This window comes from Ectopseudomonas khazarica (genome assembly GCF_004521985.1).
Classification (GTDB): domain Bacteria; phylum Pseudomonadota; class Gammaproteobacteria; order Pseudomonadales; family Pseudomonadaceae; genus Aquipseudomonas; species Aquipseudomonas khazarica.
In genome coordinates this window covers 127,024-151,547 of record NZ_SBHZ01000011.1, presented here as the reverse complement: position 1 = coordinate 151,547, position 24,524 = coordinate 127,024, and the positions used below count along the sequence as shown (strand labels likewise).

Below are 24,524 nucleotides of genomic sequence, written 5' to 3'. Positions count from 1 at the left end.
TAGCAGATCCCCCCGCAAATGGTGGATGAAAAGAGCGTCATCCACCCTACGGTCTGAACGCGGGGTTCGACCTGTAGGGTGGACAACGCGCAGCTTGTCCACCATGGTTCTTGCATCACCCGCGCTCAAGGATGAGCCGCCATGCCCAATTACCGACGCGCCCGCGTTCCCGGTGCCACTTACTTTTTCACCGTCAACCTGCACGATCGTGGCAGCGATCTGCTGATCCGCGAAATCGACCTGCTGCGCGAAACGGTACGCGCCACCAAAGCGCGCCATCCCTTTCATATCGATGCCTGGGTGGTGCTACCCGAGCACATGCATTGCCTGTGGACACTCCCGCCAGGCGATGCCGACTTCGCCCGGCGCTGGAAGGTGATCAAGTTCGCCTTCAGCAGGCGCTTGCCCAGCACTGAAACACTCAACGCCAGCCAGCAAAATCGTCGCGAACGGGGCATCTGGCAACGACGTTACTGGGAGCATCTGATTCGGGACGAGCGCGACTACCAGCACCACTTCGATTACATCCACTACAACCCGCTCAAACACGGCCATGTGCAACGGCTGGTGGACTGGCCCTATTCGAGTTTCCATCGGGCAGTGGCGGAAGGTATTTACCCTGCAGATTGGTGCGCTGTGCCGGAGCAGGTCGAGGGGAACTATGGTGAATGAGCTATCCGCTGGTGGATTAGAAGACCTCATCCACCCTACTGACTTTTGCCCTTCTTCCTGGCAATCACCTTCATCCGCGCCGCAGCCTTCTGCACGGTGGCCATCTTCTCGGGGCGTTTCATGCCCCGCCACTTGCGGATTTCTTCGCGCGTGCGCCCGCAGCTGACGCACAACTCGCTGTTGAGCTGGCACAGCGACACGCAGGGGTTTTCAATGTCCTTGGCCACGCTTGCCCCTTGCCAGTCGCTCGACCGAGAACGCTAGGTGATCGTCGATGCGGGATACGCTGATGCCCACCTCGTCGAAAGCCGCCAGCGTCAGCGCCTGCATTCTCGCCTTGTCCGCACTGGCCAGCGCCCGTGCCCGGCTCGCCTCGCTATCGAACACCCAGGTCACCACAAGGCTCTGCGGAAACTGCGCGTAGTCCACAGTATGGGTCAGCCACTGGAAGCCGAGGATCTCGCTTTTCGCCGTTTCGCAGGCGTCGGTCAGGGTGCGGATCAGCTCGCGCTCCACAGCTGAGTATTTTCGTTTCGGCGATGGCATAAGGCTCTTCTGCAGACGGGGTCGGTGCGCCGCGATTTTACCCGAGCGGCCTGCCCGCAAAGGAAACGGATTCATGTTCACCCAGGCGCTTTCGACTTATGCTCGCGCCTCGACGGCTCGATGTCGTAGCGGCAGGCAGCCACACCCCAGGCAAGTTGCAGGGGTCGCCGGCCAGCGCGCCGACGATACAGGAGGGAATGAGCAGCCCCCTTCGGCAGTGTTGCCGTCCATCTGCTCGAGCCGCAGTAGCGACTCGCCGAATCTGGCTGAAAGGACTCCCATGCTGCGAAAGTCATTGCTGATTGCATCCATCCCGCTGCTGCTCACAGGCTGCGAAACGCTGCTGCAAGGCGCCATGAGCATGGGCTGTGCGCTGAATGCCAGGCCGGTGTTGCACCCTGAAAGCCTGCCGGCAGGTCGAATGGGCGAGGCCTACAGCGTCAGGCTCGCGGTCAGCGACGCTCCGGCGCCGGTGCTTGGCATCTACGTGAACGATTCGCAGCCCCTGCCGCCGGGCCTGCGAATCGAGCACCAGGAGCGTGACGACCATGGCTGGATCAGCGGCACGCCGACCCGCCCGGGCAGCTACGAGGTTCATCTCGTCGCCCTCACCTATGGCACGCAGTGCGCCGGCCGACGCGCCGAGCGCACCTACAGGCTGCAGATCGCCGAGTAACGCCGCTCACCGCCACGTGAGCGGCCGTAGCCGGGGACGATTGCCGCAGCCCATCGACCGAATCCGCCTGCATGGCTCCCTCCCTGCTCAGGGAAGCACGCCAGGTTCGGCCTCATACGCCTCGTGCAACAACGCCATGAAGGGCCGTGCCACTGCGAATGCATGTGCGCCGATGGCGCTAACGGCAATTCCCGGTGTCCATGAGTTCATCACGGCCGCCGCGCGGAAATCCTGCAACCGCTCAAGGCTGATGAACTCCTGGCGCTGCGCTATTCCGAGCGCATCAAGCTGACGCTGAACGACGCCCATCATACTGCCCTGCAGCATCTCGGCCCTGGGCCAGACCACTGCGTCGCCGTCCCAGAACACCAGATTCCAGATCGTGGCCTCGCTCAGATGGCCATGCCCGTCGATGAAGGCTGCATCGTCAAAGCCCTCGCGTATGGCCTGATGCAGAAAGTAGGTCTTGCCGACCTCACCGACATGCTTGACTGCAGCCAGGGGCCTCTGGTGCTCGATGGCGCTCAGGCGCAACGGTCCCTCGGGCCCGGAGGATGGCGGCGCCGTTCGCACGAAGACGGCCGGCTCGACATCCATGCTCGCAGAGGTGAACTCTCCATTAGGCGAGAAAACGGTGACGGTCAGCGACTGATCACTGCCGCCCAGCTCGATCGCGGTGCGAATGTACGAGCGTATCAACGCCTCGGCAGGTGCCCGGCCAAAGAGCTGCAGAGAGGCGTCATGCAGGCGCTTGAGATGGAGATCGAGCCCCCTGACGCTGCCGTTTCTGACCTGCATGGCCGTGAAATGCGCGAAACCTGCGAAAGCCAGAGGGCTGAGCCGCGAGACAGAGACAGGCTGACCATCGATGAACGATGGGTAGGAAGTGGACAGGGTCGCCATGGAACGTGCTCCTGATGGTGCTCGATTGATCGAGCTTCTATCATCAGCCCTGACAGCACTGTCAGGGTCAAGGCGCAAGAACGATGAGAATAGGTGAGCTTTCCAGGCGCTCCGGAGTCAGCATCCGCATGCTCCGTTACTACGAAGCCGAAGGGCTGCTGAAACCGGATCGCACGGCCAGCGGCTATCGCGACTACGCCATGGCGGAGTTGCGCACCGTCGAGCGCATCAGGCTGCTGGGTGCGGCCGGCATGACCCTGGCGACCATCCTGAAGTTTCTGCCATGCGTGCGAGGCGAAGGCCTCGCCTTCGAGCCCTGCGATGAACTGCGCGACGTCCTGCGCGAGCAGCTGCGCATAGCCGACCAGAAAGCGCTGGAGCTTGCGCAGAGCAGGCAGATTCTGCAGGGGTTTCTGCGCGAAGTTGAACAAGCGTAAAGCTGATGCTGCCTGCGGGTTACAATCCCCAACCCACGCCATTACCCAGTGGAGCCCCGCGCCGATGTTCACCCTCTCCCACCTCAGCAGCCCGCCGCCCGAGTCCCTGAAGAGCCAGGTGCTGCAGATGGTGGTGGACTGCTTCGGCGATGTCAGCGCGGTGCCGCTGCTGCCGAGCAACCCGCTGTATCAGCTGTACCAGTACGTGATCGGCTACGAGGTGCACCTGCACCTGCAGACCATGAACGGCGAGGCCGAAGGCCCGGTGCAGTTGCTGCTGGCGCTGGACGATGAAGACCCGGCCCGCGTGCTGGGTTTTGCCCTGTACCTGCCCAGCCCCGATGATGCTGCCGCCTGCACCCTCGCCTATCTGGCGGTGCAGACCGAGTACCGTCGCCAGGGTATCGGCCGGGCGCTGCTGCAGCGTGTGCTGGCGCACCGTCCGCACCTGGAGCTGGCCTGCGTGGCGGACAAGGTGCCGCTGTTCGAAACCCTGGGCCTCCAGGTGCTGGCCGCCCAGGGCGCACAGGTGCTGATGAACAGCCGCGACTACCGCTCCGGCGGCATGGTCGCGGTCGCGGACCTGGGGCCGGTGTTCGCCTCCACGGAGGTCAGGCAGATTCACGCCTACCTGCTCAAGCAGCACGGCCAGCGCGCCATGCAGCAGGCGGAAAAACAACGCGATGCGCACCTCGACAGCCTTGCCCTGCAAGCGCAACGACTGGTCGACGAGCGCCTGCCTTCACGCGCGCTGCATTGAGGCGATGCCCCACGCCGGGCGTGGGGCTGCATCAGGCGCCGAGCGCCATCGACAGCGGCGCTCAGCTGGCATCGCGCATGCACACGCGCAGCCGGTGGCCGTCCGGGTCGAGCGCGACGAAGGTCGGCCCGAACACCGCACGGGCCAATGGCTGCTCGATCTCCACGCCCAGCGCCCGCCAGCGCGCGTAGAGCATTTCGACATCCGCCTCCCGCTCGACCAGGTAGCCGAACTCGCTGCGATGGCCGCTGCCGGATGACTGGAAATTGTCCGCCTGCTCCGACCACAGCCCCAGGTGCAGCTGGTCGTTCAGCGCGAAGGACACGTAACTGGGAAACTCGCTGCTGGGCGCCTGTTGCAGCAGTTGCCGGTAGAAGGCGCTGCTGCGCAGTGGGTCGGCAACGTAGAGGACAAGCAGATTGGGACGGTTCATGGTGGACCTCCTGACAATGGGAGGGTCACGTTAGTCGACCCTACTGACAGTTCCTGTCAGCATGGCGCGATGACACGCACCGAACGATTGTTGAAGCTCCTGCAGATCCTGCGCAGCCACCGCCTGCCCGTCAGCGGCCAGACGCTCGCCGGTGAGCTGGGCGTTAGCCTGCGCACGCTGTACCGGGACATCGCCACCCTGCAGGGCCAGGGCGCCGATATTCACGGCGAGCCGGGCATCGGCTACCTGCTGAAGCCGGGTTATCTGCTGCCAACGCTGATGTTCACTCAGGAAGAGCTGGCGGCGTTGCTGCTCGGCCTGCGCTGGGTCGAGCGCCGGACGGACCCGGCGCTGCGCCAGGCGGCGCAGAACGTGCAGGGCAAGCTGCGTGCGGTGCTTGGAGCCGAGGCACAGGCACAGCTGGAGAAGACCCCGCTGTTTGCCGGGCCCGCCCCTTCCACGAGCGATGACGGCGCCACGGCACGCGCCCTGCGTGAGGCCATTGGCGATGAATGCAAGGTGCTGATCGACTACACGGACGAAGCGGGCACGCTGAGCCGACGCACCTTGCGGCCGATTGCCCTGGGCTATTTCGACGGTTTTCAGATGCTCGCCGCCTGGTGCGAGCTGCGCAACGACTTCCGGCACTTCCGCCTGGAGCGGATCAGCGCCTGCACACGTTCGAGCGAGCGCTTCAGCGGTCAGGGCGGCTGGTTGCTGGCGCAGTGGCAGGCGTACAACCGCCAGCGCGGCATCGTCGTCCAGCCCACGCAGTAGCCGAGCGGGCAGCATGGACGAATGTCCGTCTCTGTTGCTGCCGCCAGGTCGCTAAACGCAGCACCCGAGACGCTTCTGGACAGGTCCTGACGGCGCACCGAGGCCATCATCGGCGCAGCGTCTGGCGTGCACCTCATCGAGGCCGCGCCAGGCAAGAACGGAATGCCCGCCAGCGACACGTCGAGGACACACGGATGAAGGATTCAGCACGCGGCCTGCTGCTCGTCACCAGCGGCATCGCCCTGCTCAGTTTCGATGGCCTGCTGGTGCGCCTGGCCCAGGCCGATGGCTGGAGCATCGCGTTCTGGCGCGGGCTGCTGATGTGCCTGGCGCTGGGGGTGTTCTCGCTGTCGGCCAGAAAGCGCAGCAGCGTGCTGGCGCAACCACTGGCGAGCGCCGGCTCGGCCCTGCTGCTGGCGTTGACCTCGATCTTCTTCGTCCTGGCGATCGTCCACACCCAGGTCGCCAACGTGGTGGTCATCCTCTGCACCGCGCCCCTGTTCGCGGCGCTGCTCAGCCGTTGCTTTCTGGGAGAACGGGTGGCGCTGCGCACCTGGCTGGCGATCGGCGTGGCGGCACTGGGGATCGTCCTGGTATTTGCCGGCGCCTTCAGCACCAGCGACCTGGCCGGCAATGGCTATGCCCTGCTGTCATCGGCGGCCGTGGGCGCCAACCTGACGCTGCTGCGCCGCTACCCGGCGCTGGAGCGCATGCCGCTGATCGCCCTCGGCGGGCTGCTGGCCGCGCTGATCGCCTGGCCCAACGCCAGGCCCTTCGACCTGGAAGCCCCGAGCTACTGGGCACTGGCGCTGATGGGACTGCTGCAGATGCCGCTGGCCACGCTGCTGATCAACAACGCGACACGCTATCTGCCTTCCGCCGAGGTGGCGCTGTTCTATCTGCTGGAAAGCGTGCTGGGCACGCTGTGGGTCTGGTACTTCCTGCAGGAAACGCCAGCCAGCGCGACGCTCTACGGCGGCGCGCTGGTGCTCGTCACGCTGCTGCTGCATGCCGGCTTGACCTTGCGCACCCGCCCGCCACTGCCGGCCTGAAGCGCCGTCGCTACAGCGAACACAACCCGCCCGGCACCGCCATGATCCAGTCCCGCACCGCGAGGATGGCCGGGTCGTGGCGGCGGCTTTCCGGGTAGACCAGAAAGAACGGCTTGCCCTCCAGCACCGGGCCGAAGGGCTGCACCAGGCGCCCTTCGCGCAGCTCGTCCTCGATCAGTTGCCGGCTCATCAGCGCCACGCCCTGGGCGCCGACGGCAGCGGAGACGGCGTGAGTCTCGTCGGAGAAGACCAGCCCGGCGCTGACATCCAGGCCGGGAACCTGCGCCTGCTTCTGCCACACCACCCAGTCGACGGGCGATGACACCGCCAGCTGGTTACGAAAGTGGATCAGCGAATGCCGCGGCAGCTCGGCGGCATCGTGCAGGTTGAGCAAGGGGCTGCAGGCCGGGACGAAGGTGTTGTCGAACAGCTTCTCGGCCACCAGCCCCGGCCAGCGCCCGTCGCCATAGCGAATGGCGATATCCGCCGTGACGCCGTCCAGCGCCACCGGCTCATGCGATGCATGGATGCGCAGGTCGATGTCCGGGTGGGCGTCGCGCAGCATGCACACCCAGGACAGCAGCCAGCGCACCGCCACAGCGGGCGTGGTGCTGAGGGTGATGGCCTGGCGGCTCGGCACGGCGCTGAGCCGCTCGACTGCGGCGCCGATGCTGTCGAAGGCGCTTTCCAGCACCTGCTGCAGCTCCCGTCCGGCGGCCGTCAGCTCCAGCTGGCGCGGCTTGCGCAGGAACAGGGCGACGCCAAGGGTCTCCTCCAGCGCCCGAATCTGGTGGCTGATCGCCGTCGCGGTGACGGACAGCTCTTCGGCCGCCTGCTTGGCGCTCTCGTGACGGGCAGCGGCCTCGAACGCTCGCAGGGCAGAGAGCGAAGGCAGTCGGCGTCGACTCATGGCTGAATTTTCCTCATCCGTAGCGCAAAACAATGATCGTTTGTCGCCAACCAGGGCTGAAATTAGCCTGAGTCTGCGGTTAATCACAGATGAATTCAAATTCGATCAGGAGACTCGACATGACATCCATCCTGCACCTCGACGCCAGTGCCCGCCCCGGCCTTGCCGGCAAGGACGAGCACGGTTCGCACAGCCGTAACCTCAGCCAGCGCTTCGTCAGCCAGTGGCGTGCACGCCGCCCGCAGGACCCGATCACCTACCGTGACATCGGCCAGACGCCGCCGTCGATCATCAGCCACGACTGGATCGCCTCCTCCTTCACCCCGGAGGCCAGGCGCGAGCCCTGGATGCGCGACACCCTGGCCGAAAGCGATCGCCTGGTCGACGAGCTGATCGCCGCGGACGTGCTGGTGATCGGCACGCCGCTGTACAACTTCGGCATGCCGGCAGCGCTCAAGGCCTGGATCGACCAGGTGGTGCGCCCCGGCCGCACCGTGGACATCGACGAGAGCAACCTGCTCGACCCCTACATCCCCAGGCTGGCCGACCGGCCGCGCCATCTGGTGATCCTCACCGCCAGGGGCGGCATCGGTTTCGATACGGGCGGCGAGATGGCGCACATGAACCACCTGGAGCCCAACCTGGTCACCGCACTGGGTTTCATCGGCATCACCCGCGTGCACCAGATCGCCATCGAGGGCCAGGAATTCGGCGGTGAACTGCTGGCCGCATCGGTCGCGCAGGCGCTGGACAAGGTCGACGCGCTGGTGGGCGAGCTGCAGCATTCACTGCAGGCCGAACGCGCCGCAGAGCCGGCCTGAACACCCTGCCCGCCGAGTGACCTTCAGCGCTTGCTGCAGGCGAACAGCGCGTTGCCGGCGTGGCCATCCCAGGGCAGCAGCCGCTGGTAGTCATGCTCCAGCACCTGCACCTCGAAGTACGGCGCCAGCAGGGCCTGCAGCTCGGCGAAGCTCACCGCGACCATGGGGTGCTCGTCGTCCCAGACCTCGCTCTGCTCGCCCAGCTGGCGTTCGATGCGCAAGCGCAGCAGCTGCTGTTCGCCTTCGCCGCGGTAATGCCAGCCGGAGCTGAAGCGGAACCGGCCATCGGCCTGGCAGACGCTGTGGGAAACGAACGATGCGTTGTCGATGCGCTGCTTGTCCACGGCGTTGAAACAGAACACCCCACCCTCGGCCAGGGCCGCATGCACGCTGGCGATGCAGGCTTCGAGACGCGCGAGGCTGGCGCTGTAGTGGATGGAATAGAGAAAGCAGGTGATCAGGTCCTGCGGCTCGTCGACCTGGAACGTGCACATGTCCTGCTGGACGAAGCGCGCCTCGGGGCAGCGCAGGGCCGCACGGTCGAGCATCGGCTGGTTGATGTCCAGGCCGCTGCTGGCGTAGCCGGCATCGAGAAAATGGCGCACGTGCGGACCGGTGCCACAGGCCAGGTCGAGATGGCGCCGGCCACCGTTGCCGAACAGTTGCTGCAGGCGCTGCACGCAATGACTCTGCGCCGCGTAATCGATATCCGCGCACATCAGGTCGTAATAACCCGACAGGTCGGTGTAGAGGGCATTGCCGGACATGATGACCTGAAGGGAGCGGGATGTCGGGGGCGCGCATCATATCCCAAGCGTCGCCGCCGCAGCCGTCGCAGCGACGAAAATATCGCCCCGTTCGCGCCAGGGCCGAGCAACGTGCCGGGCGCCCGCCAACGGCGGCCTGCAGCCCACGGACAGGGCAATTCCCGTACTCGCCTTCACACCCGCGCAACTCTGGCTAAACTCCCGTGATTCGCAGCCGAAACAATGGCGTCAACGTTCAGCGGGATGGCTCTCATGTTCAACGGTCGACTGAAGCAAGAGTTGCAGGCACTGCGTGAAGACCTTTCTTCCGTGGAACAGGTACGCGCCAGCCTGGAAGAGGAGATGCTGGTACTGATCCTCGACCCCCAGGGGCGTATCGAACGTGCCAACGAGAACTTCCTCAAGGAAATGGGCTACACGGCGGATCGGTTGCGCGGCGAGCAGTTGCTGAAGCTGATTCCCGAACACGTGCGCAATCTCGACTTTCACCACCGTGTGCGCCAGGTGCTGGAACGTGGCGAGCACCTCGCCGGGGTCATCCGCCTGCTGCGCGGCAGTGGCGAGGAAGCCTGGCTGCGCTCCATCCTGCAGCCGGTGCGCGACAGTGCCGGGCGCATCCGTTTCTTTTCCATCCACGCCAGCGACCTGACCCGCACCATCGAGAGTTCGCGCGAGCACGAGAACCTGATCAAGGCCCTGCAGCGCTCCACGGCGGTGATCGAATTCAACCTCGACGGCGAAGTCCTGACGGCCAACCAGCGCTTCCTCGACGCCATGGGCTACAGCCTGCAGCAGATCCAGGGCAAGCATCACCGCATCTTCTGTGATCCGAGCGAGGTCAATTCGCCTGCGTACGCGCAGTTCTGGGACAAGCTGCGCCGTGGCGACTTCGTCGTCGATCGTTTCAAGCGCCTGGACAGTCACGGGCGTGACGTGTGGCTGGAGGCCTCCTACAACCCCATTACCGACGCCCACGACCGGCTGTACAAGGTGGTCAAGTTCGCCACGGTGATCACCGACCAGGTACAGCGCGAGGAAGCCGTGGCCCAGGCGGCCGGCATCGCCTTCGAGACCTCCAAGGGCACCGACAGCAGCGCACGCAATGGCGCCGAAGTGGTGCAGCAGATGCTCGACGCGATGAACGACCTGGCCGAGCGCATGCAGGAGGCCGTTCAGGGCATCGAGGCGCTGGACAAGCAATCCCAGCTGATCGGCTCCATCGTCAAGAACATCAGCAGCATTGCCGACCAGACCAACCTGCTGGCCCTGAACGCGGCCATCGAGGCGGCGCGGGCGGGCGACCAGGGGCGTGGTTTCGCCGTGGTGGCCGACGAAGTTCGGCAACTGGCCTCGCGCACCAGCGCCGCCACCGTGGAGATCACCTCGGTGGTCGGGCAGAACCAGCAACTGGCCGAACGCGCCGTGGAGATCATCGACCGCGGCAAGGCCCAGGCCGAACGCGGCCTCGAACTGTCCAGCCAGGCCGGACAGGTGATCGAGGAAATCCAGGATGCCGCACAACGTGTGGTCAAGGCGGTGGAGAGCTTCGCCACCCAGTTGTGAGGCAAGGGCACGCCGGTGAACGGGCTCGGCACCGGCATTTCGCCCCAGTCATCACATAACCTCATTCGACCGCCCCATTCCCCTGACTGGACAATCCCCTTTCAGCGCTTGATTTGCGCGGAATGACCGCGCAAATCGAGTGACAGCATTTTCAACGTCGTCATACATCGTATAAGTTTGCCGAGTCGCATCCGCGATCAACAAGAACAACAAGGACCCTGACGATGAATGACGAACAACGCCCGGACGGCTCGCGCCGCCACTTTCTCAAGCAGTCCCTCGCCTACTCGGTCGCCGCCGCCGGCGTGGGCACGCTCCTGCCGCAACTGGCCCATGCGGGGGAACCGCTGAACCCGCGCTACCCAGATCCTGCAGTCGAGATCCTCGACGACAGCTTCCTCGACCTGCGCCTGTTCAATGCCAGCGTGGAAAAGATCGCCACCGGCCTGCGCTGGGCCGAAGGCCCGGTATGGGTGGGCGATGGCCGCTACCTGCTGGTCAGTGACATTCCCAACAACCGCATCATGCGCTGGGACGAGATCAGCCAGTCCCTGGGCATCTATCGCGCATCCTCGAACTACTCCAACGGCCTGACCCGCGACAACCAGGGCCGCCTGATCGCCTGCGAAGGCTCGACCAACGAGGGCCTGGGCCGGCGCATCACCCGGACCGAGCACGACGGCAGCATCACCGTGCTGGCCGACAACTTCGAGGGCAAGCGCTTCAACTCGCCCAACGACATCGTGGTCAAGCGCGACGGCTCCGTCTGGTTCAGCGACCCGCCCTTCCAGGCCGGCAACGAATACGAAGGGCACAAGGTGCAGATCGAGCTGCCGCACGGCGTGTACCGCATCGACGGGCAGACGCTGAAGGTCACCCGGGTGATCGACGAGCTCGCCGGCCCCAACGGCCTGTGCTTCTCCCCGGACGAGAAGACCCTCTACGTGGTCGAGGGCCGCGCCAAGCCCAATCGCCTGGTCTGGGCCTATGCGGTGAACGCCGACGGCAGCCTGGGCGCGCGCCGCAAGCACATCGACGGCGGGGCCACGGGCGCACTGGACGGCATCAAATGCGACGAAGCCGGCAACCTCTGGTGTGGCTGGGGCAGCAACGGCTCACCGAAGGGCAAGCCGGAAGAGCTGGACGGCGTGCGCGTGTTCAATACCGAGGGCAAGGCCATCGGCCACGTCTACCTGCCGGAACGCTGCGCCAACCTGTGCTTCGGCGGCGCCCAGGGCAACCGCCTGTTCATGGCCAGCAGCCATTCCATCTACTCGCTGTACGTGAACACTCGCGGTGCCACCTTCAGCAAATGAGGCATGGGCCACGGCCGCCAGAGCCGTGGCCTGGCCCGCCAGCCGAGCTCGCCAGACGGCGCCAGCAACACCTCCAACCGCTCTGGGACGGGCATTGCGGCAAGCATCAGTGGCATCGATGTTCACCATCATGCCAATGAAGTTCTCTGAAAAATTTCAATGCGTACCATCTGCTCCATACCCAACCACAACACCCCTGGAGCACCACATCATGAAACGCCAACTCATCCTCAGCTTCGCTCTCTCCGTACTGGCCGCCAACGTATTCGCCGCCTCTTCCGTGCAACCCACCGTCGCTGAAGGGGGTTCCGACCGCCTGATCGAAAGCCGCATCGCTGAAGGTGGCTCCGACCGCCTGATCGAGAACCGCGTCGCCGAAGGTGGCTCCGACCGCCTGATCGAGAACCGCGTCGCCGAAGGTGGCTCCGACCGTCTGATCGAGAACCGCGTCGCCGAAGGTGGCTCCGACCGTCTGATCGAGAATCGCGTCGCCGAAGGTGGCTCCGACCGTCTGATCGAGAATCGCGTCGCCGAAGGTGGCTCCGACCGTCTGATCGAGAACCGCGTCGCCGAAGGTGGCTCCGACCGTCTGATCGAGAACCGCGTCGCCGAAGGTGGCTCCGACCGTCTGATCGAGAACCGCGTCGTCTGAACCCCTTCCACGAACGGATCGAGAACCTCGTATGACTCGATGCTATGCGCCACACCGCAAGGCCGGCCCGAAACGCCGGCCTTCGCTTTTTCCGGGCCGCAACGGCATCTGCACTGCGCGAATGAACAGCCCCATGTCGACCCCAGGCAACTGACCGCCGCCCGCGCCCTCTATGGTGAACGCCCCTTTGATCCTTCACCGGAGCGCTCCATGGCCAACCAACCGATCACCGTTCTGCGCGATACCCAGCCGATGCCCGTCGTCGACGCCTGCAAATGGGAGCGCATCGAAGGCGACCCGCATACCGTCAACCTCAACGCCTACACCTCCGAAGACGGCAGCAAGATCATGGGCACCTGGATCTGCACGCCCGGCAAGTGGCGCGTGGAGTACGTGAAGTGGGAGTACTGCCACTTCCAGGAAGGCTACTGCATCATCACCCCGGACGGCATGCAGCCGATCCACCTCAAGGCCGGCGACATCTTCGTGGTCGAGCCCGGCATGAAGGGCACCTGGGAAGTGGTCGAAACCGTACGTAAATATTTCGTCTTCGCCTGATCACGCCTCTGTCGGCGGGCGCCCCGGCGTGGCACCCGCCCACTCGCCCCACCTTGCTTGAAAAACAGGGGAACCTGGCCTATTTCAGATGGTCAGTGTTGCTCCGCCGACCTGGCGGCCCCTCATAACGGACGGCCCACAAGGCCTTTCAGCAAGGAATCATCATGACCCGAAGCAAACTGCCCCTGCTGGCCCTCGCCTGCGCCCTGCCCCTGAGCGCCTGCGCCGCCACGCCAGAAGCCCTCAAGCCCTACCCTGCCGCCGCTGACGGCTACAACCGCCACGTGATCGAACTGCCGGCCCAGGCCAACGAAGCCGAGCACAAGGTCGAGATCATCGCCGGCAAGACCCTGGAAGTGGACTGCAACCAGCAGCGCCTGGGCGGCCAGTGGCAGGAGAAGAACGTCGAAGGCTGGGGTTACAGCTATTACGAACTGAGCAAGGTCGGCCCGGCCATGAGCACCCTGATGGCCTGCCCGGACGGCAGTCGCAAGCAGGCGTTCGTGCGTGTCGGCGGCGAGCCGCAACTGGTGCGCTACAACAGCAAGCTGCCGCTGGTGATCTACGCGCCAGCCGATGTCGAGGTGCGTTACCGGGTGTGGTCCGCCGCTGCGCAGACCAGCACGGCGCCGCGCCAGTAAGGCTGTAGGCGGAAGCACCAGCCCCCTTCCCGGCTGGTGCTTCCGCGTGCCTGTTCGACGCCAGCGGCACGACGAAAAGGCTCTAACCAGCGGCTGCGCGACTGGCCGCGAGCGCAGGCGCGGCTATGCTCAAAGAGCACTTTCTCACCGAGCGCCAGCGCCACGCCCGTATCTATCGGAGCCACCATGGATATAGAAAGCCTCTTCGACCAGCTGCACACCCTGCCCAGCATTCCGAAAGTCGCGCAGGAACTCATCCAACAGTTCGACAACCCCTCCTCCAGCCTGGAGAGCGTGGCCCGCAACATCGAGCGGGACCCGGTGATCGCAGCCAAGGTACTGCGCCTGGCCAACTCCCCGCGCTTTCGTGGTGCGCGCGAGGCGGTCAGCGTCGAGGACGCCGCCATGCGCCTGGGCTTCAACACCCTGCGCACGCTGGTGCTGGCTTCGGCCATGACGGGTGCGTTCCAGGCCGATACCGGCTTCGACCTCAAGGGCTTCTGGATTCGCAGCTTCCGCGTGGCCAGCATCGCCCGCTGCCTGGCCAAGCAGCGCAAGCTGGACACCGATGCCGCCTTCACCTGCGGCATGATGCACAACATCGGCGAACTGCTGATCCAGACCGGCGCACCGGACTTCGCCCGGCGCATGAACCGCCACCCGAAGCGCGAAGCCGCCGCCCATGCCGCCGAGGAAAACCTGCAACTGGGCTTCGGCTACCCGGAGGTCGGCGCCGAGCTGGCGCGCCGCTGGCAACTGCCGGAGCTGATCCAGCACGCCATCGCCTACCAGGCCCGCCCGACCCAGGCCCCCGGCGACAGCCAGTACGCACGGTTGGTCGCGCAGTCGGTGCTCGTCGCCGAAACCATCGAGCTCGATGGCGTCAGCGAGCAGGCGCAGCAGAGCCTGGAAGGTCCGCTGTTCGAGGAAGTGGCGCTGGACACGCTGTTCGCTGCGCTGCCGGAGGTGCTCGAAGCGGACAAGGCCTTTGCCGAACTGCTGGGCTGAGGCCTGACCCGGCGGCGCGCCTGCGCCGCCTTTGCCCGCCCTGCCGGCCTCCTCAGCGGCAGCGCTCGGCGAGCCGCTGCGTGCTCGGGGCGAAGCGCGACACCGCGGCCAGCAACGCCTGCAGCGAGGCACGCAACAGGTTGCCATCGCGGCCGGCGCCGAAACGCGAGCCGGGCTGCCCTGGCCAGCTGACCTCCACCAGCGCCAGCGCACAGGCCTCGCTACCGCCACCCAGGCTGTGCTCCTGGTAATCGTCGACACGCAGCGGCAGGTCGAGGGCGGCCACCGCCGCCGCCAGCGGGCCATTGCCTGCACCACGCAGCTGCAGGGGCCGACCGGCCACCTCGACATCCAGTTCGATCCGCTGGCGCTCGCCGTCGTCCTGCAGGCGATGGCCGACATAGACCAGTGCACCGCCCGGCCATGCGGGGGCCAGATAGGTTCGCTGGTACAGCTGCCACAGCTCGGCGCTGGACAGTTCGGTCTCGCTGCTGTCGGCCTGCTTCTGCACGATGGCGCTGAACTCCACCTGCTGGCGGCGCGGCATCTGCACGCCCTGGTCGCGCTGCAGCAGGTAGGCGATGCCACCTTTGCCGGACTGGCTGTTGACCCGCACGATGCTGTCATAGGTTCGCCCCAGGTCCTGCGGGTCGATCGGCAGGTACGGCACCTGCCACGGCCCATCCGGCGTCCGAGCGGCGAAGCCCTTGGCGATGGCGTCCTGGTGCGAGCCGGAGAACGCGGTGAACACCAGGTCACCGACGTAGGGATGGCGCGGGTGGATCGGCAGCCCGGTGCAGGCCTCGGCCACCCGCGCCACCCCGGCGATGTCGGAAAAATCCAGGCCCGGGTCGATGCCCTGGGTGTAGAGGTTCAGCGCCAGGGTCACCAGATCGAGGTTGCCGCTGCGCTCGCCATTGCCGAACAGGCAGCCCTCGACCCGCTGCGCGCCCGCCAGCAGTGCCTGCTCGGCACAGGCCACGCCGGTGCCGCGGTCGTTGTGCGGGTGGACCGAGAGCAGCACATGCTCGCGCCGCGCCAGGCGCCGGTGCATCCACTCGATCTGGTCGGCGAAGACATTGGCGGTGCTGACCTCGACGGTGGTCGGCAGGTTGATGATGATCGGGCGCCCAGGCCCGGCGTCCCAGGCCGCAATGGCGGCGTTGCAGATGCGCAGCGACACCTCCAGCTCGGCCATGCAGAAGGTTTCCGGCGAATACTGCAACACCCACTCGGTCTCGGGATGGGCCTGCGTCAGCGCCTTGAACGACTGGACATGGCGCACCACCAGCGCCTCCACCTCATCCACCGAGAGCTTGAACACCACCTCGCGCCATACCGGGGCGATGGCGTTGTACAGGTGCACGATCACCCGCCGCGCGCCGGCCACGGCCTGCACGGTCCGCTCGATGAGGTCGTCGCGCAGCTGGCTCATCACCATCGGCGTGACATCGTCCGGGATGCCACCCTCGTCGATCAGCTGGCGGATGATGTCGAAGTCGGTGCGCGAGGCAGCGGGAAAGCCCACTTCGATTTCCTTGAATCCCAGGCGCACCAGCTCGCCGAACAGGCGCAGCTTGCGCTCGCGGTTCATCGGTTCGAACAGCGCCTGGTTACCGTCGCGCAGGTCGGTGGACAGCCAGATCGGCGCCTGGTGCAGGCGCTGCTGCGGCCAGCGCCGGTCAGGCAGATCGACAGGGGGGAACGCGCGGTACTTGCTATGCGGATTACGCAACATGACAAAGCCTCGATGGAGAACGGAGAACAGCGTGATCTCCCCTGCCTGCGCTGCAGGCTGCCTGAGGCCGGGATCAGGGGGAGATCAGCGGCGCGTGGCGGTCACGCACCGAGTCGGACCCCGGCCGAGGCTCAGGGCGGGTAGCAGCGGGATGAGGAAGGTCATGGCGGCGCCTGCATGGATGAGTGCCCAGCGTAGAGCGCACGGCCTCGACCATCTCACGCCAAATGGCCTATCACTGTCGCGAAATGGACAACCTGACGGCACAGCGCTAGGCTGGCTCGCCCTCCCACCGCAAAGCCCGCCATGGTCGATCACACCGAACTGCCCTATGAATCGCTGGCCATGCCGGTCACCGGCGTGGCCGTCGACTACCCCAGCGGCCACCGGGTGCCGTCGCACAACCACCCGCGCGCACAGCTGATCTACGCCATCGAAGGCGTGCTGGTGGTCGATACCCCGGCCGGGCGCTGGGTGACGCCACCGAACCGGGGCGTGTGGCTGCAGGCCGGCTGCGAACATGCCCTGCACATGCGCGGCGTCACCCGCGTGCGCAGCCTGTTCGTCAATCCCGATGCCGCCCCGGGGCTGCCGGCTGGCAACCGCGTGATCGACGTCAACCCGCTGCTGCGCGAGCTGATCCAGGCCGCCACCCTGGTGCCGGCGCAATACACCGCCGACAGCCGTGATGGCCGCCTGATGCGCTTTCTGCTGGATGAACTGAGCAGCCTGCCGGTGCTGCCGCTGCACCTGCCCTGGCCGAGTGACCCGCGCATCGCCCGGGTGTGCCAGAGCCTGGCGGATGACCCGGCGCAGAACGACTCGGCCGAACACTGGGCGGCGCAACTGGCGATGAGCAGCAAGACCTTCCACCGCCATTTCCAGCGCAGCACCGGCGTCACCTTCGGCCGCTGGCGCCAGCAGGCGCGCCTGCTGCTCTCGCTGGAAGCCCTGGCGCAGGGCCTGCCCGTGCTGCAGGTGGCGCTGCAGCACGGCTACGACAGCCAGAGCGCCTTCGCCGCCGCGTTCCGCCGTCAGTTCGGCGTGACGCCCTCGGCCTTCTATCGGTGACGCCGCCGCCCCGTCAGCGCTCGCCTTCGCCGTTGGCCTTGGCCGCCAGGGCCAGGGCCATCACCACCTCACGCACCACCTTGCGCTGCTGCGCAGGCAGGCCGAGAAAGGTCTCGATGACTTCGCGCTCCTGGTAGAACTTGGGGTCCTCCCAGCGCCCGCGCTGCTCGCGCACCGTCACCCCGGCCCGCTCACCGAAGCGCAGCACCTGCGGCTCGATGCGCAGCCACTCGGCCAGGACCTGCAGCTTGTCCTGGGAGGGGATCGACTCGCCACGCAGCCAGCGCGAAACAGCCTGAAACGTCACCGAACGTCCCCAATAGCGCGAGTTGAACTCGCGTTCGAGCACGGCTGGGCGGTCTGGATATCCAGCTGCGAGCATGGCGCTGCGCAGCCGCTGGGCGAATTCGGATTTCTCGGTCATGGACGCGGACGTTAAATTCCGCCCCCACGCTAGATTGAACAGTCTGTTGTATTTTATATGAAATTCATGATTTCATCGCATTTCACCGATCGCTGTTTCGTGCACAAGGAGAGCGCCATGATCAGCCCACTCCACCCCAGCTTCGAAGACATCCGCTTCACGGTCCAGCGCACGCCCGACGGACACTTCTGGTTCGCCGCCGGCCCCGTTTGCCAGGCACTGGAGATGGATGACTGGAACGCCTCGCTGCTGCGCCTGTGCCGCCCGGAAGGCATCCTGTTCGGCAACGAGGAAACGCCCCAGGCCATGATCGACCTGGAGAACCTGCTGCGCCTCAGCCTGAACGACGCCAGCCCGCGCGCACGCCGCCTGCGCACCTGGCTGTACCAGACCCTGCTGCCGCACCTGTTCAGCAGCGTGGGGCTGCCCAGCTACCGGCAGCTGAACACCGCCGACAAACGCCTGCGCGTGCTGAAATGGCATGACGACTGGTGGATGTCGCTGGGCGACGTCATGCAGGTCTTCGGCACACGCCCGGAGTTGCTGGGCCTGGACGGCAGCACGGAGCGCCGTTGATCACGCCCAGGTGCCGCAGGGTCATCAGGCCGCTACAATGCGCACCTTGCCCGTGTGCCCAGCCTGATAAAAGAAATCACCATGTCCCTGCCCAAGAACCACCTGGAACTGCTCAGCCCTGCGCGTGATGTCGAGATCGCCCGCGAGGCCATCCTGCATGGCGCCGATGCCATCTACATCGGCGGCCCGAGCTTCGGCGCGCGGCACAACGCCTGCAACGAGGTGAGCGAGATCGCCAAGCTGGTGGAGTTCGCGCGCCGCTATCACGCCCGGGTGTTCACCACCCTCAACACCATCCTGCATGACGATGAACTGGAGCCGGCCCGTGCGCTGATCCACCAGCTCTACGACGCGGGCGTGGATGCGCTGATCGTGCAGGACATGGGCGTCATGGACCTGGACATCCCCCCCATCGAACTGCACGCCAGCACCCAGACAGATATCCGCACCCTGGAACGGGCCAGGTTCCTCGACCAGGCCGGTTTCTCCCAGCTGGTGCTGGCGCGCGAGCTGAACCTGCAGGAGATCCGCGCGATCAGCGATGCCACCGATGCCGCCATCGAGTTCTTCATCCATGGCGCGCTGTGCGTGGCCTTCTCCGGCCAGTGCAACATCTCCCACGCGCAGACCGGGCGCAGCGCCAACCGTGGCGACTGCTCGCAGGCCTGCCGCCTGCCCTACACCCTCAAGGATGAGAAAGGCGGCGTGATCGCCTACGAGAAACACCTGCTGTCGATGAAGGACAACAACCAGAGCGCCAACCTGCGCGCCCTGGTGGAAGCTGGCGTGCGCTCGTTCAAGATCGAGGGCCGCTACAAGGACGTGGCCTATGTGAAGAACATCACCGCCCACTACCGCCGCGAGCTGGACGCGATTCTCGAGGATCGCCCGGACCTGGCCCGCGCCTCCAGCGGGCGTACCGCGCACTTCTTCGTGCCCGATCCGGACAAGACCTTCCACCGTGGCAGCACCGATTACTTCGTCACCGAACGCAAGGTGGACATCGGCGCCTTCGACTCGCCGACCTTCACCGGGCTCGCCGTCGGCCATGTCGAGAAGGTGAACAAGCGCGACCTGATCGCCGTCACCCACGCGCCGCTGTCCAACGGCGACGGTCTCAATGTGCTGGTCAAGCGCGAGGTGGTGGGCTTTCGCGCCAACATCGCCGAGCTCAAGGGCGAGTTCGAGGAGGACGGCGAGAAGCGCTACCGCTACCGCGTCGAACCCAACGAGATGCCCGATGGCCTGCTGCGCCTGCGTCCCAACCATCCGCTCTCGCGCAACCTCGACCACAACTGGCAGCAAGCGCTGCAGCGCACCAGCGCCGAGCGCCGCATCGGCGTGAACTGGAAGGTCGAGCTGCGTGAAGACGCGCTGAAGCTCACCGCGACCAGCGAAGAAGGCATCAGCGTCGAGGTCGCCCTGCCCGGCCCGTTCGGCGCCGCCAACAAGCCCGAGCAGGCGCTGGATGGCCTGCGCGACCTGCTCACCCAGCTCGGCACCACCATCTACCACGCCCAGGGCGTCAGCCTCGACGCGCCGCAGGCGTTCTTCGTGCCCAACTCGCAGCTCAAGGCGCTGCGGCGCGAGGCCATCGAGGCGCTGACCGAGGCCCGCGTCGCCGCCCACCCGCGCGGCCAGCGCAAGGCCGAGAGCGATCCGGCGCCGGTCTACCCCGAGTCGCACCTGTCGTTCCTCTACAACGTCTACAACCAGAAGGCCCGCGACTTCTACCACCGCCATGGCGTGCAACTGATCGACGCGGCCTACGAGGCCCACGAAGAAGAAGGCGAAGTGCCGGTGATGATCACCAAGCACTGCCTGCGCTTCTCCTTCAACCTGTGCCCGAAGCAAGCCAAGGGCGTGACCGGCGTGCGCACCAAGGTCGCGCCGATGCAGCTGGTGCACGGCGACGAAGTGCTGACCCTGAAGTTCGACTGCAAGCCGTGCGAGATGCACGTGATCGGCAAGATGAAGGGGCACATCCTCGACCTGCCACAACCCGGCAGTGCCGCCACCCAGGTGGTCGGCCACATCACCCCGGATGACCTGCTCAAGACCATCCGCAAGCCCGAGGGCTATTCGCACTGAGTCACAGCCTGCGCCCGCGCGCTTGAAGCGCCGGGCGCATGGCGCTTGAATAGGCGCCCTCGAATCCCTGACTGCCGGAGGTCCGCGAGTGACCGCGATGATCGTGCTGACGCTGCTGCTGGTGGCCGCCCTGCTGTTCTGGCCGCGCGTCGCCAAGGCACCGATGTGGCGCGCCACCGTGACCCCGCTGGCCTCGATCATCGGCAGCGGCTTCCTCATCCTCGGCCCGGTGATGCTGGTCAACTTCGGCAGCTGGGCGCCGCTGGCCATGCTCGTCCTGTGCGCCCTGGGCTATGCCTTCGGCAGCGCCATGCGCTTCAACATCCGCTACCTGGGCGACTCGCCCCAGGGCCGGGGCACGCCGCTGCAGGACCTTGGCGAACGGCTGTCGTCCTGGGTGCTGGCCTTCGCCTACTTCATCTCCGTGGCCTACTACCTCAACCTCTTCGGTGCGTTCGCCGGGCGCATCGTCGACGTGCGGGGCGGCACGCTGCCCAAGGTCATCACCACGCTGATCTACCTGCTCATCCTCGCCGCCGGCTACCTGCGCGGCTTCAGCGTGATGGAACGCCTGGAGAAGTTCTCCGTGAGCCTGAAGCTGGCGATCATCGCCAGCCTGCTCGCCGGCCTCGCCGTGCATACCGCGCAGCAGGACATGGCGAGCGTGCTGGCCTACAGCCCGGCCAGCACGCAGGGCACGCTGGCGTTGCAGCTGCTGCTGGGGCTGATCGTCACCGTGCAGGGCTTCGAGACCTCGCGTTACCTCGGCCAGCACTACGACGCCGCCACGCGCGTACGCTCGATGCGCCATGCGCAGTGGCTCGCCAGCGCCATCTACCTGGTCTATGCGGCCCTGCTGACGCTGAGTTTCCACCAGCAGACGATGACCCTGGACGAGACCGCGATCATCGACCTGATGGGCGTGGTCGCCCTGGTGCTGCCGCCCTTGCTGATCGCCGCCGCCCTCAGCGCCCAGTTCAGCGCCGCGGTGGCCGACACCAGCGCCTCGGGCGGGCTGATCAACGAACTCAGCGGCCAGCGCCTGCGCGCGCGCCACGGCTACGTACTGCTGACCCTCACCGGCCTGCTGCTGACCTGGCTGTTCGATGTCTTCGAGATCATCAGCCACGCCTCGCGGGCCTTCGCCCTGTACTACGGCGTGCAGTCGCTGCTGGCCGCCGTACGCGCCGCGCAGCAGCCGGCCAGCCTGCGGCGTCACCTGCAGATCGCCGGCTTCACCCTGCTCGGCCTGGTCGGCCTGGCGGCGGTGCTGTTCAGCATCCCGGTCGAGGGCTGAGCCAGGCGTCAGCCCAGCCAGGCCAGCGCCGCCCCGCTCAGGTACAGGCCCAGACCGAACACCAGGTGCGTCAGCAACGCGCGCTGCCGCACCAGCCAGGGTTTGGGCGTGCGCCTCGCGGCCATCCCCATGCCGAAGGCCGGCTGCATCACCAGCAGCGGCGCGGCCACCGTGAGCACGCCGAAGAGCAGCGCGGGCAGCAGCGCCGGACGCTGCAGCCAGGCCTGACCGCCCCAGGCCAGGAAAGCGGCGGCGAACAACAGCCCGGTCAGGTAATGGAAGCCCCAGCCGAGCAGACGCTCGCCCCGCAGCGGCGCCGCCTTGGCGATCGCCGCGTGGCGGAACTGGCCGTGGCGCATGTGCCCCAGCCAGCGCCCGACCCAGCCATAGTCCAGCGACGCCACGCCGAACCAGCGCCGCCGCAGCAACGCCCACAGGTCCATCGACAGCGTCGCGCCGACGCCCAGCACCATGATTTCGACTACCATGACCACCTCCATTCAACCTTGCTGAAATGCCTGTGATAGAAGGCTGCCAGTTGAAGTCGACTTGAGGTCAAGCATGAAAGAGCTGGATATCGGCACCGTCGCCCGCTGGTCGGGGCTGCCGGCCTCGACCCTGCGCTACTACGAAGAAAAGGGGCTGATCCGCTCGATCGGCCGCAACGGCCTGAGGCGGGTGTTCGCCGAGTCGGTGCTGCAACGCCTGTCGCTGATCGCGCTGGGGCGTACCGCCGGCTTCTCGCTGGAAGACATCGCCGGGATGCTCGCCAGCGAAGGGGGCCCGGCCATCGACCGCGAGCGCCTGGAGCGCAAGGCCGAACAGCTGGACCAGACCATCCGCCGCCTCAGCGCCATTCGCGACGGCCTGCGCCATGCGGCGGCATGCCCGGCCGAGAACCACCTGGCCTGCCCCACCTTCCAGCGCCTGATGACCCTGGCCAGCCGGCAGGCCAGCAGAAGCCGGGCTACTGCGCGATGAGCGCGGCGGGCAGGAGCACCTCGACCCGGCGAACCTCGAGATCGCGGCGCAGGTAGTCCATGCGCCGTGCATGGAACGCCTGCATGTGCGGCAGCGCCATGTGCGCGTCCAGGGCGGCCTGCGACGCCCATACCTCGTAGAAGATGAACAGCGTCGGGTCCTGCGCGTCGCGCAGCATGTGGTACTCGATGCAGCCCGGCTCGGCACGGCTGGGCTCGACGTAGGCACGGAACAGGTGTTCGAAGGCTGAGGCCTGCTCGGGCCGGGTGTGGGCGTGAAGGATGAATGCGTGCATGAGGGCTCCTGGGCAGGTGAGGAAAACCCTAGGCTAGCGCATGCCAAACGCTCAATTTCATGACTTTCAGTCAACAATCATTTGAGCGTGCCTGGGTGTTTCGCACGCGCGGGGCTGGTTAACCTGCCGCCACATTTTCTGGAGACACCCGATGAAAAAGATCCTCCTGCTCAACGGCGGCAAGGCCTTCGCCCATTCCCACGGCCAGTACAACAGCACCCTGCACGACGCGGCGCTGGCCTTCCTCGATCGCGCCGGCTGCGACGTGAAGACCACCTTCATCGACGGCGGCTACGACGTCGACGAGGAAGTCGCGAAGATCCTCTGGGCCGATGTCGTCATCTACCAGATGCCCGGCTGGTGGATGGGCGCGCCCTGGACGGTGAAGCGCTACCTCGACGAGGTGTTCACCGCCGGCCACGGCAGCCTCTACGCCAACGACGGCCGCACCCGCTCCGATGCCTCGCAGAAGTACGGCAGCGGCGGCCTGATTCAGGGCAAGCAGTACATGCTGTCGCTGACCTGGAACGCGCCGGTGCAGGCGTTCGAAGACCCCAGCGACTTCTTCGAGGGCAAGGGCGTGGACGCGGTGTACTTCCCGTTCCACAAGGCCAACGAGTTTCTTGGCATGAGCGCCCTGCCCACCTTCATCTGCAACGACGTGATGAAGGTGCCGGACATCGAGCGCGACGTGGCGCGCTATGAACAGCACCTGGCCACGCTGTTCGCCCGCGCCTGAGGCGGCGGCTCACTGCCCGCCGAACAGCGCCGTCCAGTAGATGCCGGCATCGCTCTGCGGGTCGCTGGCGTAGGCGGCGCCCAGTTCGCTGTACTCGGGGTTCATGATGTTGGCGCAATGTCCGGGGCTGGCCAGCCAGCCCTCAACGACCTTGGCCGGCGTATCCAGCGCCGCAGCGATGTTCTCGCCAACGCGTCCGCCGCCATAGCCGGCCAGCTCGGCGCGATCGCCCGGAGTGCGTCCGTCGCGCCCCTGGTGGGCGAAGAAGTTGTCGTTGGCCATGGCCCGGCTGTGGCTTTCGGCCGCGCTGCCCAGCGGCGCATTCCAGGCCAGCGGATCGGCTGCGCCGAAGGCCTGGGCACCACAATGGCGCGCCTGGGCCCGCGCCCGGTTGATCGCCATCAGCAGCTTCTCGCCCTCGGCCTGCCAGGGTTGCAGGCGACCGCTGAGCAGTGGCCGCGCCAGCACGATGCGCCAGTCACGCCCCTGCTGGCTGACCCCGACGTCGATGAACTGCGGGTCGAGCAGCACCCGGCAGAAACTCTCGCTCAGCGCCTGCATGGCCGAACGCGCATCACGCGGCCCGGAAAGCGTGATGGCCTTGACGTTGACCAGCGGATAGCCGGCGGCGCCGAGCGCGTCCTGCAGGTCCGCCGTGCCATTGGCCGGCAGCACCAGGCGCGGGTCGTCCGCCAGCGGTGGCAATGGCTCCGAGGCCTGCACGCCGCAGCGCTGTATTTCGCCCCGATAGGCGTTGATCGCGTCGATCAATGCCACATCTTCGCTCGCCTGTACCGAGGTGACGGCGGCCACCATCAGC

30 protein-coding genes are annotated in these 24,524 nt (G+C 66.3%); 19 read left to right on the top strand and 11 right to left on the bottom strand.

What is annotated here, in order from left to right; translation table 11 throughout:
• The first annotated feature begins 141 nt into the window (after nt 1–141).
• On the top strand, nt 142–672 hold the full coding sequence (locus tag EPK82_RS15865) for an REP-associated tyrosine transposase (RefSeq protein WP_134677194.1): 531 nt from the start codon (nt 142–144) through the stop codon (nt 670–672).
• A gap of 35 nt (nt 673–707) precedes the next feature.
• Here EPK82_RS15865 and EPK82_RS15860 read toward each other — a convergent pair whose 3' ends face one another.
• Together EPK82_RS15860 and EPK82_RS15855 are read right to left on the bottom strand one after the other, a co-directional pair.
• A complete protein-coding gene (locus tag EPK82_RS15860; protein WP_134677192.1) occupies nt 708–899 on the bottom strand; it encodes a DUF1289 domain-containing protein in 192 nt (63 codons plus the stop codon).
• Entirely contained in the window at nt 883–1,218 is a 336-nt protein-coding gene (locus tag EPK82_RS15855; RefSeq protein ID WP_134677235.1) for a hypothetical protein, read from the bottom strand. The genes EPK82_RS15860 and EPK82_RS15855 overlap by 17 nt, the downstream gene beginning before the upstream one ends.
• 280 nt (nt 1,219–1,498) lie before the next feature.
• On the opposite strand from EPK82_RS15855, the gene EPK82_RS15850 reads away from it, so the two are divergent.
• Entirely contained in the window at nt 1,499–1,894 is a 396-nt protein-coding gene (locus tag EPK82_RS15850; protein WP_134677191.1) for an Ig domain-containing protein, read from the top strand.
• Nucleotides 1,895–1,981: 87 nt separating this feature from the next.
• Here the strand turns inward: EPK82_RS15850 and EPK82_RS15845 are convergent, their stop codons facing one another.
• Nucleotides 1,982–2,797: an aminotransferase class IV family protein gene (locus EPK82_RS15845; RefSeq protein WP_134677189.1), complete on the bottom strand. Its 816-nt coding sequence runs from the start codon at nt 2,795–2,797 to the stop codon at nt 1,982–1,984.
• A gap of 83 nt (nt 2,798–2,880) precedes the next feature.
• On the opposite strand from EPK82_RS15845, the gene EPK82_RS15840 reads away from it, so the two are divergent.
• Both EPK82_RS15840 and EPK82_RS15835 read left to right on the top strand, forming a co-directional pair.
• The gene (locus tag EPK82_RS15840; RefSeq protein WP_134677187.1) at nt 2,881–3,234 is read left to right on the top strand and encodes a MerR family transcriptional regulator; all 354 of its coding nucleotides are present in this window, start codon (nt 2,881–2,883) and stop codon (nt 3,232–3,234) included.
• A 64-nt stretch (nt 3,235–3,298) separates the two neighbouring features.
• Nucleotides 3,299–3,994 (top strand): GNAT family N-acetyltransferase, encoded by a 696-nt coding sequence (locus tag EPK82_RS15835; RefSeq protein WP_037057339.1) that lies wholly within the window; start codon nt 3,299–3,301, stop codon nt 3,992–3,994.
• Nucleotides 3,995–4,055: 61 nt separating this feature from the next.
• Here the strand turns inward: EPK82_RS15835 and EPK82_RS15830 are convergent, their stop codons facing one another.
• Complete coding sequence (locus EPK82_RS15830) at nt 4,056–4,427, bottom strand: VOC family protein (RefSeq protein ID WP_037057337.1); 372 nt, start codon at nt 4,425–4,427, stop codon at nt 4,056–4,058.
• Between the two features lie 69 nt (nt 4,428–4,496).
• Here EPK82_RS15830 and EPK82_RS15825 point away from each other — a divergent pair, with 69 nt between their 5' ends.
• Together EPK82_RS15825 and EPK82_RS15820 are read left to right on the top strand one after the other, a co-directional pair.
• Nucleotides 4,497–5,204, top strand: coding sequence for a helix-turn-helix transcriptional regulator (locus EPK82_RS15825; protein ID WP_134677185.1), 708 nt, complete (start codon nt 4,497–4,499; stop codon nt 5,202–5,204).
• Nucleotides 5,205–5,398: 194 nt separating this feature from the next.
• The gene (locus EPK82_RS15820; protein WP_134677184.1) at nt 5,399–6,256 is read left to right on the top strand and encodes a DMT family transporter; all 858 of its coding nucleotides are present in this window, start codon (nt 5,399–5,401) and stop codon (nt 6,254–6,256) included.
• Nucleotides 6,257–6,266: 10 nt separating this feature from the next.
• On the opposite strand, the gene EPK82_RS15815 is transcribed toward EPK82_RS15820, so the two are convergent.
• Nucleotides 6,267–7,166, bottom strand: coding sequence for a LysR substrate-binding domain-containing protein (locus EPK82_RS15815; protein WP_037057331.1), 900 nt, complete (start codon nt 7,164–7,166; stop codon nt 6,267–6,269).
• Nucleotides 7,167–7,285: 119 nt separating this feature from the next.
• Between EPK82_RS15815 and EPK82_RS15810 the strand changes: the two genes are divergently transcribed.
• The gene (locus EPK82_RS15810) at nt 7,286–7,987 is read left to right on the top strand and encodes an FMN-dependent NADH-azoreductase (protein WP_134677182.1); all 702 of its coding nucleotides are present in this window, start codon (nt 7,286–7,288) and stop codon (nt 7,985–7,987) included.
• Between the two features lie 23 nt (nt 7,988–8,010).
• On the opposite strand, the gene EPK82_RS15805 is transcribed toward EPK82_RS15810, so the two are convergent.
• Nucleotides 8,011–8,754: a class I SAM-dependent DNA methyltransferase gene (locus EPK82_RS15805; RefSeq protein ID WP_134677180.1), complete on the bottom strand. Its 744-nt coding sequence runs from the start codon at nt 8,752–8,754 to the stop codon at nt 8,011–8,013.
• Between the two features lie 252 nt (nt 8,755–9,006).
• Between EPK82_RS15805 and EPK82_RS15800 the strand changes: the two genes are divergently transcribed.
• The 6 genes from EPK82_RS15800 to EPK82_RS15775 all read left to right on the top strand — a co-directional run bounded on the left by EPK82_RS15800 (nt 9,007) and on the right by EPK82_RS15775 (nt 14,492).
• Nucleotides 9,007–10,317, top strand: coding sequence for a methyl-accepting chemotaxis protein (locus EPK82_RS15800; protein WP_134677179.1), 1,311 nt, complete (start codon nt 9,007–9,009; stop codon nt 10,315–10,317).
• A gap of 224 nt (nt 10,318–10,541) precedes the next feature.
• Nucleotides 10,542–11,633, top strand: coding sequence for an SMP-30/gluconolactonase/LRE family protein (locus tag EPK82_RS15795; protein ID WP_037057317.1), 1,092 nt, complete (start codon nt 10,542–10,544; stop codon nt 11,631–11,633).
• Nucleotides 11,634–11,844: 211 nt separating this feature from the next.
• The gene (locus EPK82_RS15790; protein WP_134677177.1) at nt 11,845–12,285 is read left to right on the top strand and encodes a phage infection protein; all 441 of its coding nucleotides are present in this window, start codon (nt 11,845–11,847) and stop codon (nt 12,283–12,285) included.
• Between the two features lie 210 nt (nt 12,286–12,495).
• Nucleotides 12,496–12,843 carry a cupin domain-containing protein gene (locus EPK82_RS15785; protein ID WP_037056186.1) on the top strand — a complete coding sequence of 116 codons (348 nt, stop codon included), beginning with the start codon at nt 12,496–12,498 and terminating at the stop codon, nt 12,841–12,843.
• A gap of 164 nt (nt 12,844–13,007) precedes the next feature.
• Nucleotides 13,008–13,484 carry a serine protease inhibitor ecotin gene (gene eco / locus EPK82_RS15780; protein WP_037056183.1) on the top strand — a complete coding sequence of 159 codons (477 nt, stop codon included), beginning with the start codon at nt 13,008–13,010 and terminating at the stop codon, nt 13,482–13,484.
• 186 nt (nt 13,485–13,670) lie between these two features.
• A complete protein-coding gene (locus EPK82_RS15775; protein WP_037056180.1) occupies nt 13,671–14,492 on the top strand; it encodes an HDOD domain-containing protein in 822 nt (273 codons plus the stop codon).
• Nucleotides 14,493–14,544: 52 nt separating this feature from the next.
• Here EPK82_RS15775 and EPK82_RS15770 read toward each other — a convergent pair whose 3' ends face one another.
• A complete protein-coding gene (locus EPK82_RS15770; protein ID WP_134677175.1) occupies nt 14,545–16,230 on the bottom strand; it encodes a 2-isopropylmalate synthase in 1,686 nt (561 codons plus the stop codon).
• 306 nt (nt 16,231–16,536) lie between these two features.
• Here EPK82_RS15770 and EPK82_RS15765 point away from each other — a divergent pair, with 306 nt between their 5' ends.
• On the top strand, nt 16,537–17,301 hold the full coding sequence (locus tag EPK82_RS15765) for an AraC family transcriptional regulator (RefSeq protein WP_134677173.1): 765 nt from the start codon (nt 16,537–16,539) through the stop codon (nt 17,299–17,301).
• A gap of 13 nt (nt 17,302–17,314) precedes the next feature.
• Here the strand turns inward: EPK82_RS15765 and EPK82_RS15760 are convergent, their stop codons facing one another.
• Nucleotides 17,315–17,725 (bottom strand): transcriptional regulator, encoded by a 411-nt coding sequence (locus EPK82_RS15760; protein ID WP_037056173.1) that lies wholly within the window; start codon nt 17,723–17,725, stop codon nt 17,315–17,317.
• Between the two features lie 117 nt (nt 17,726–17,842).
• Between EPK82_RS15760 and EPK82_RS15755 the strand changes: the two genes are divergently transcribed.
• From EPK82_RS15755 to EPK82_RS15745, 3 genes are all read left to right on the top strand, one after another.
• Nucleotides 17,843–18,301, top strand: a complete 459-nt coding sequence (locus tag EPK82_RS15755; protein WP_134677171.1) for a BRO-N domain-containing protein — start codon at nt 17,843–17,845, stop codon at nt 18,299–18,301.
• Between the two features lie 81 nt (nt 18,302–18,382).
• On the top strand, nt 18,383–20,392 hold the full coding sequence (locus tag EPK82_RS15750; RefSeq protein ID WP_047585131.1) for a peptidase U32 family protein: 2,010 nt from the start codon (nt 18,383–18,385) through the stop codon (nt 20,390–20,392).
• A gap of 88 nt (nt 20,393–20,480) precedes the next feature.
• A complete protein-coding gene (locus EPK82_RS15745) occupies nt 20,481–21,689 on the top strand; it encodes a hypothetical protein (protein WP_197035125.1) in 1,209 nt (402 codons plus the stop codon).
• 8 nt (nt 21,690–21,697) lie between these two features.
• Here the strand turns inward: EPK82_RS15745 and EPK82_RS15740 are convergent, their stop codons facing one another.
• Nucleotides 21,698–22,177 carry a DUF2938 domain-containing protein gene (locus tag EPK82_RS15740; RefSeq protein WP_244229988.1) on the bottom strand — a complete coding sequence of 160 codons (480 nt, stop codon included), beginning with the start codon at nt 22,175–22,177 and terminating at the stop codon, nt 21,698–21,700.
• Between the two features lie 73 nt (nt 22,178–22,250).
• Here EPK82_RS15740 and EPK82_RS15735 point away from each other — a divergent pair, with 73 nt between their 5' ends.
• A complete protein-coding gene (locus tag EPK82_RS15735; protein ID WP_037056167.1) occupies nt 22,251–22,670 on the top strand; it encodes a helix-turn-helix domain-containing protein in 420 nt (139 codons plus the stop codon).
• On the opposite strand, the gene EPK82_RS15730 is transcribed toward EPK82_RS15735, so the two are convergent.
• Complete coding sequence (locus EPK82_RS15730) at nt 22,657–22,965, bottom strand: putative quinol monooxygenase (RefSeq protein WP_134677168.1); 309 nt, start codon at nt 22,963–22,965, stop codon at nt 22,657–22,659. The two genes, EPK82_RS15735 and EPK82_RS15730, sit on opposite strands and share 14 nt — an antisense overlap.
• Nucleotides 22,966–23,116: 151 nt before the next feature.
• Between EPK82_RS15730 and EPK82_RS15725 the strand changes: the two genes are divergently transcribed.
• The gene (locus tag EPK82_RS15725) at nt 23,117–23,704 is read left to right on the top strand and encodes an NAD(P)H-dependent oxidoreductase (RefSeq protein WP_134677166.1); all 588 of its coding nucleotides are present in this window, start codon (nt 23,117–23,119) and stop codon (nt 23,702–23,704) included.
• 9 nt (nt 23,705–23,713) lie between these two features.
• On the opposite strand, the gene EPK82_RS15720 is transcribed toward EPK82_RS15725, so the two are convergent.
• Complete coding sequence (locus tag EPK82_RS15720) at nt 23,714–24,520, bottom strand: CAP domain-containing protein (protein WP_037056161.1); 807 nt, start codon at nt 24,518–24,520, stop codon at nt 23,714–23,716.
• Nucleotides 24,521–24,524: the final 4 nt, after the last annotated feature.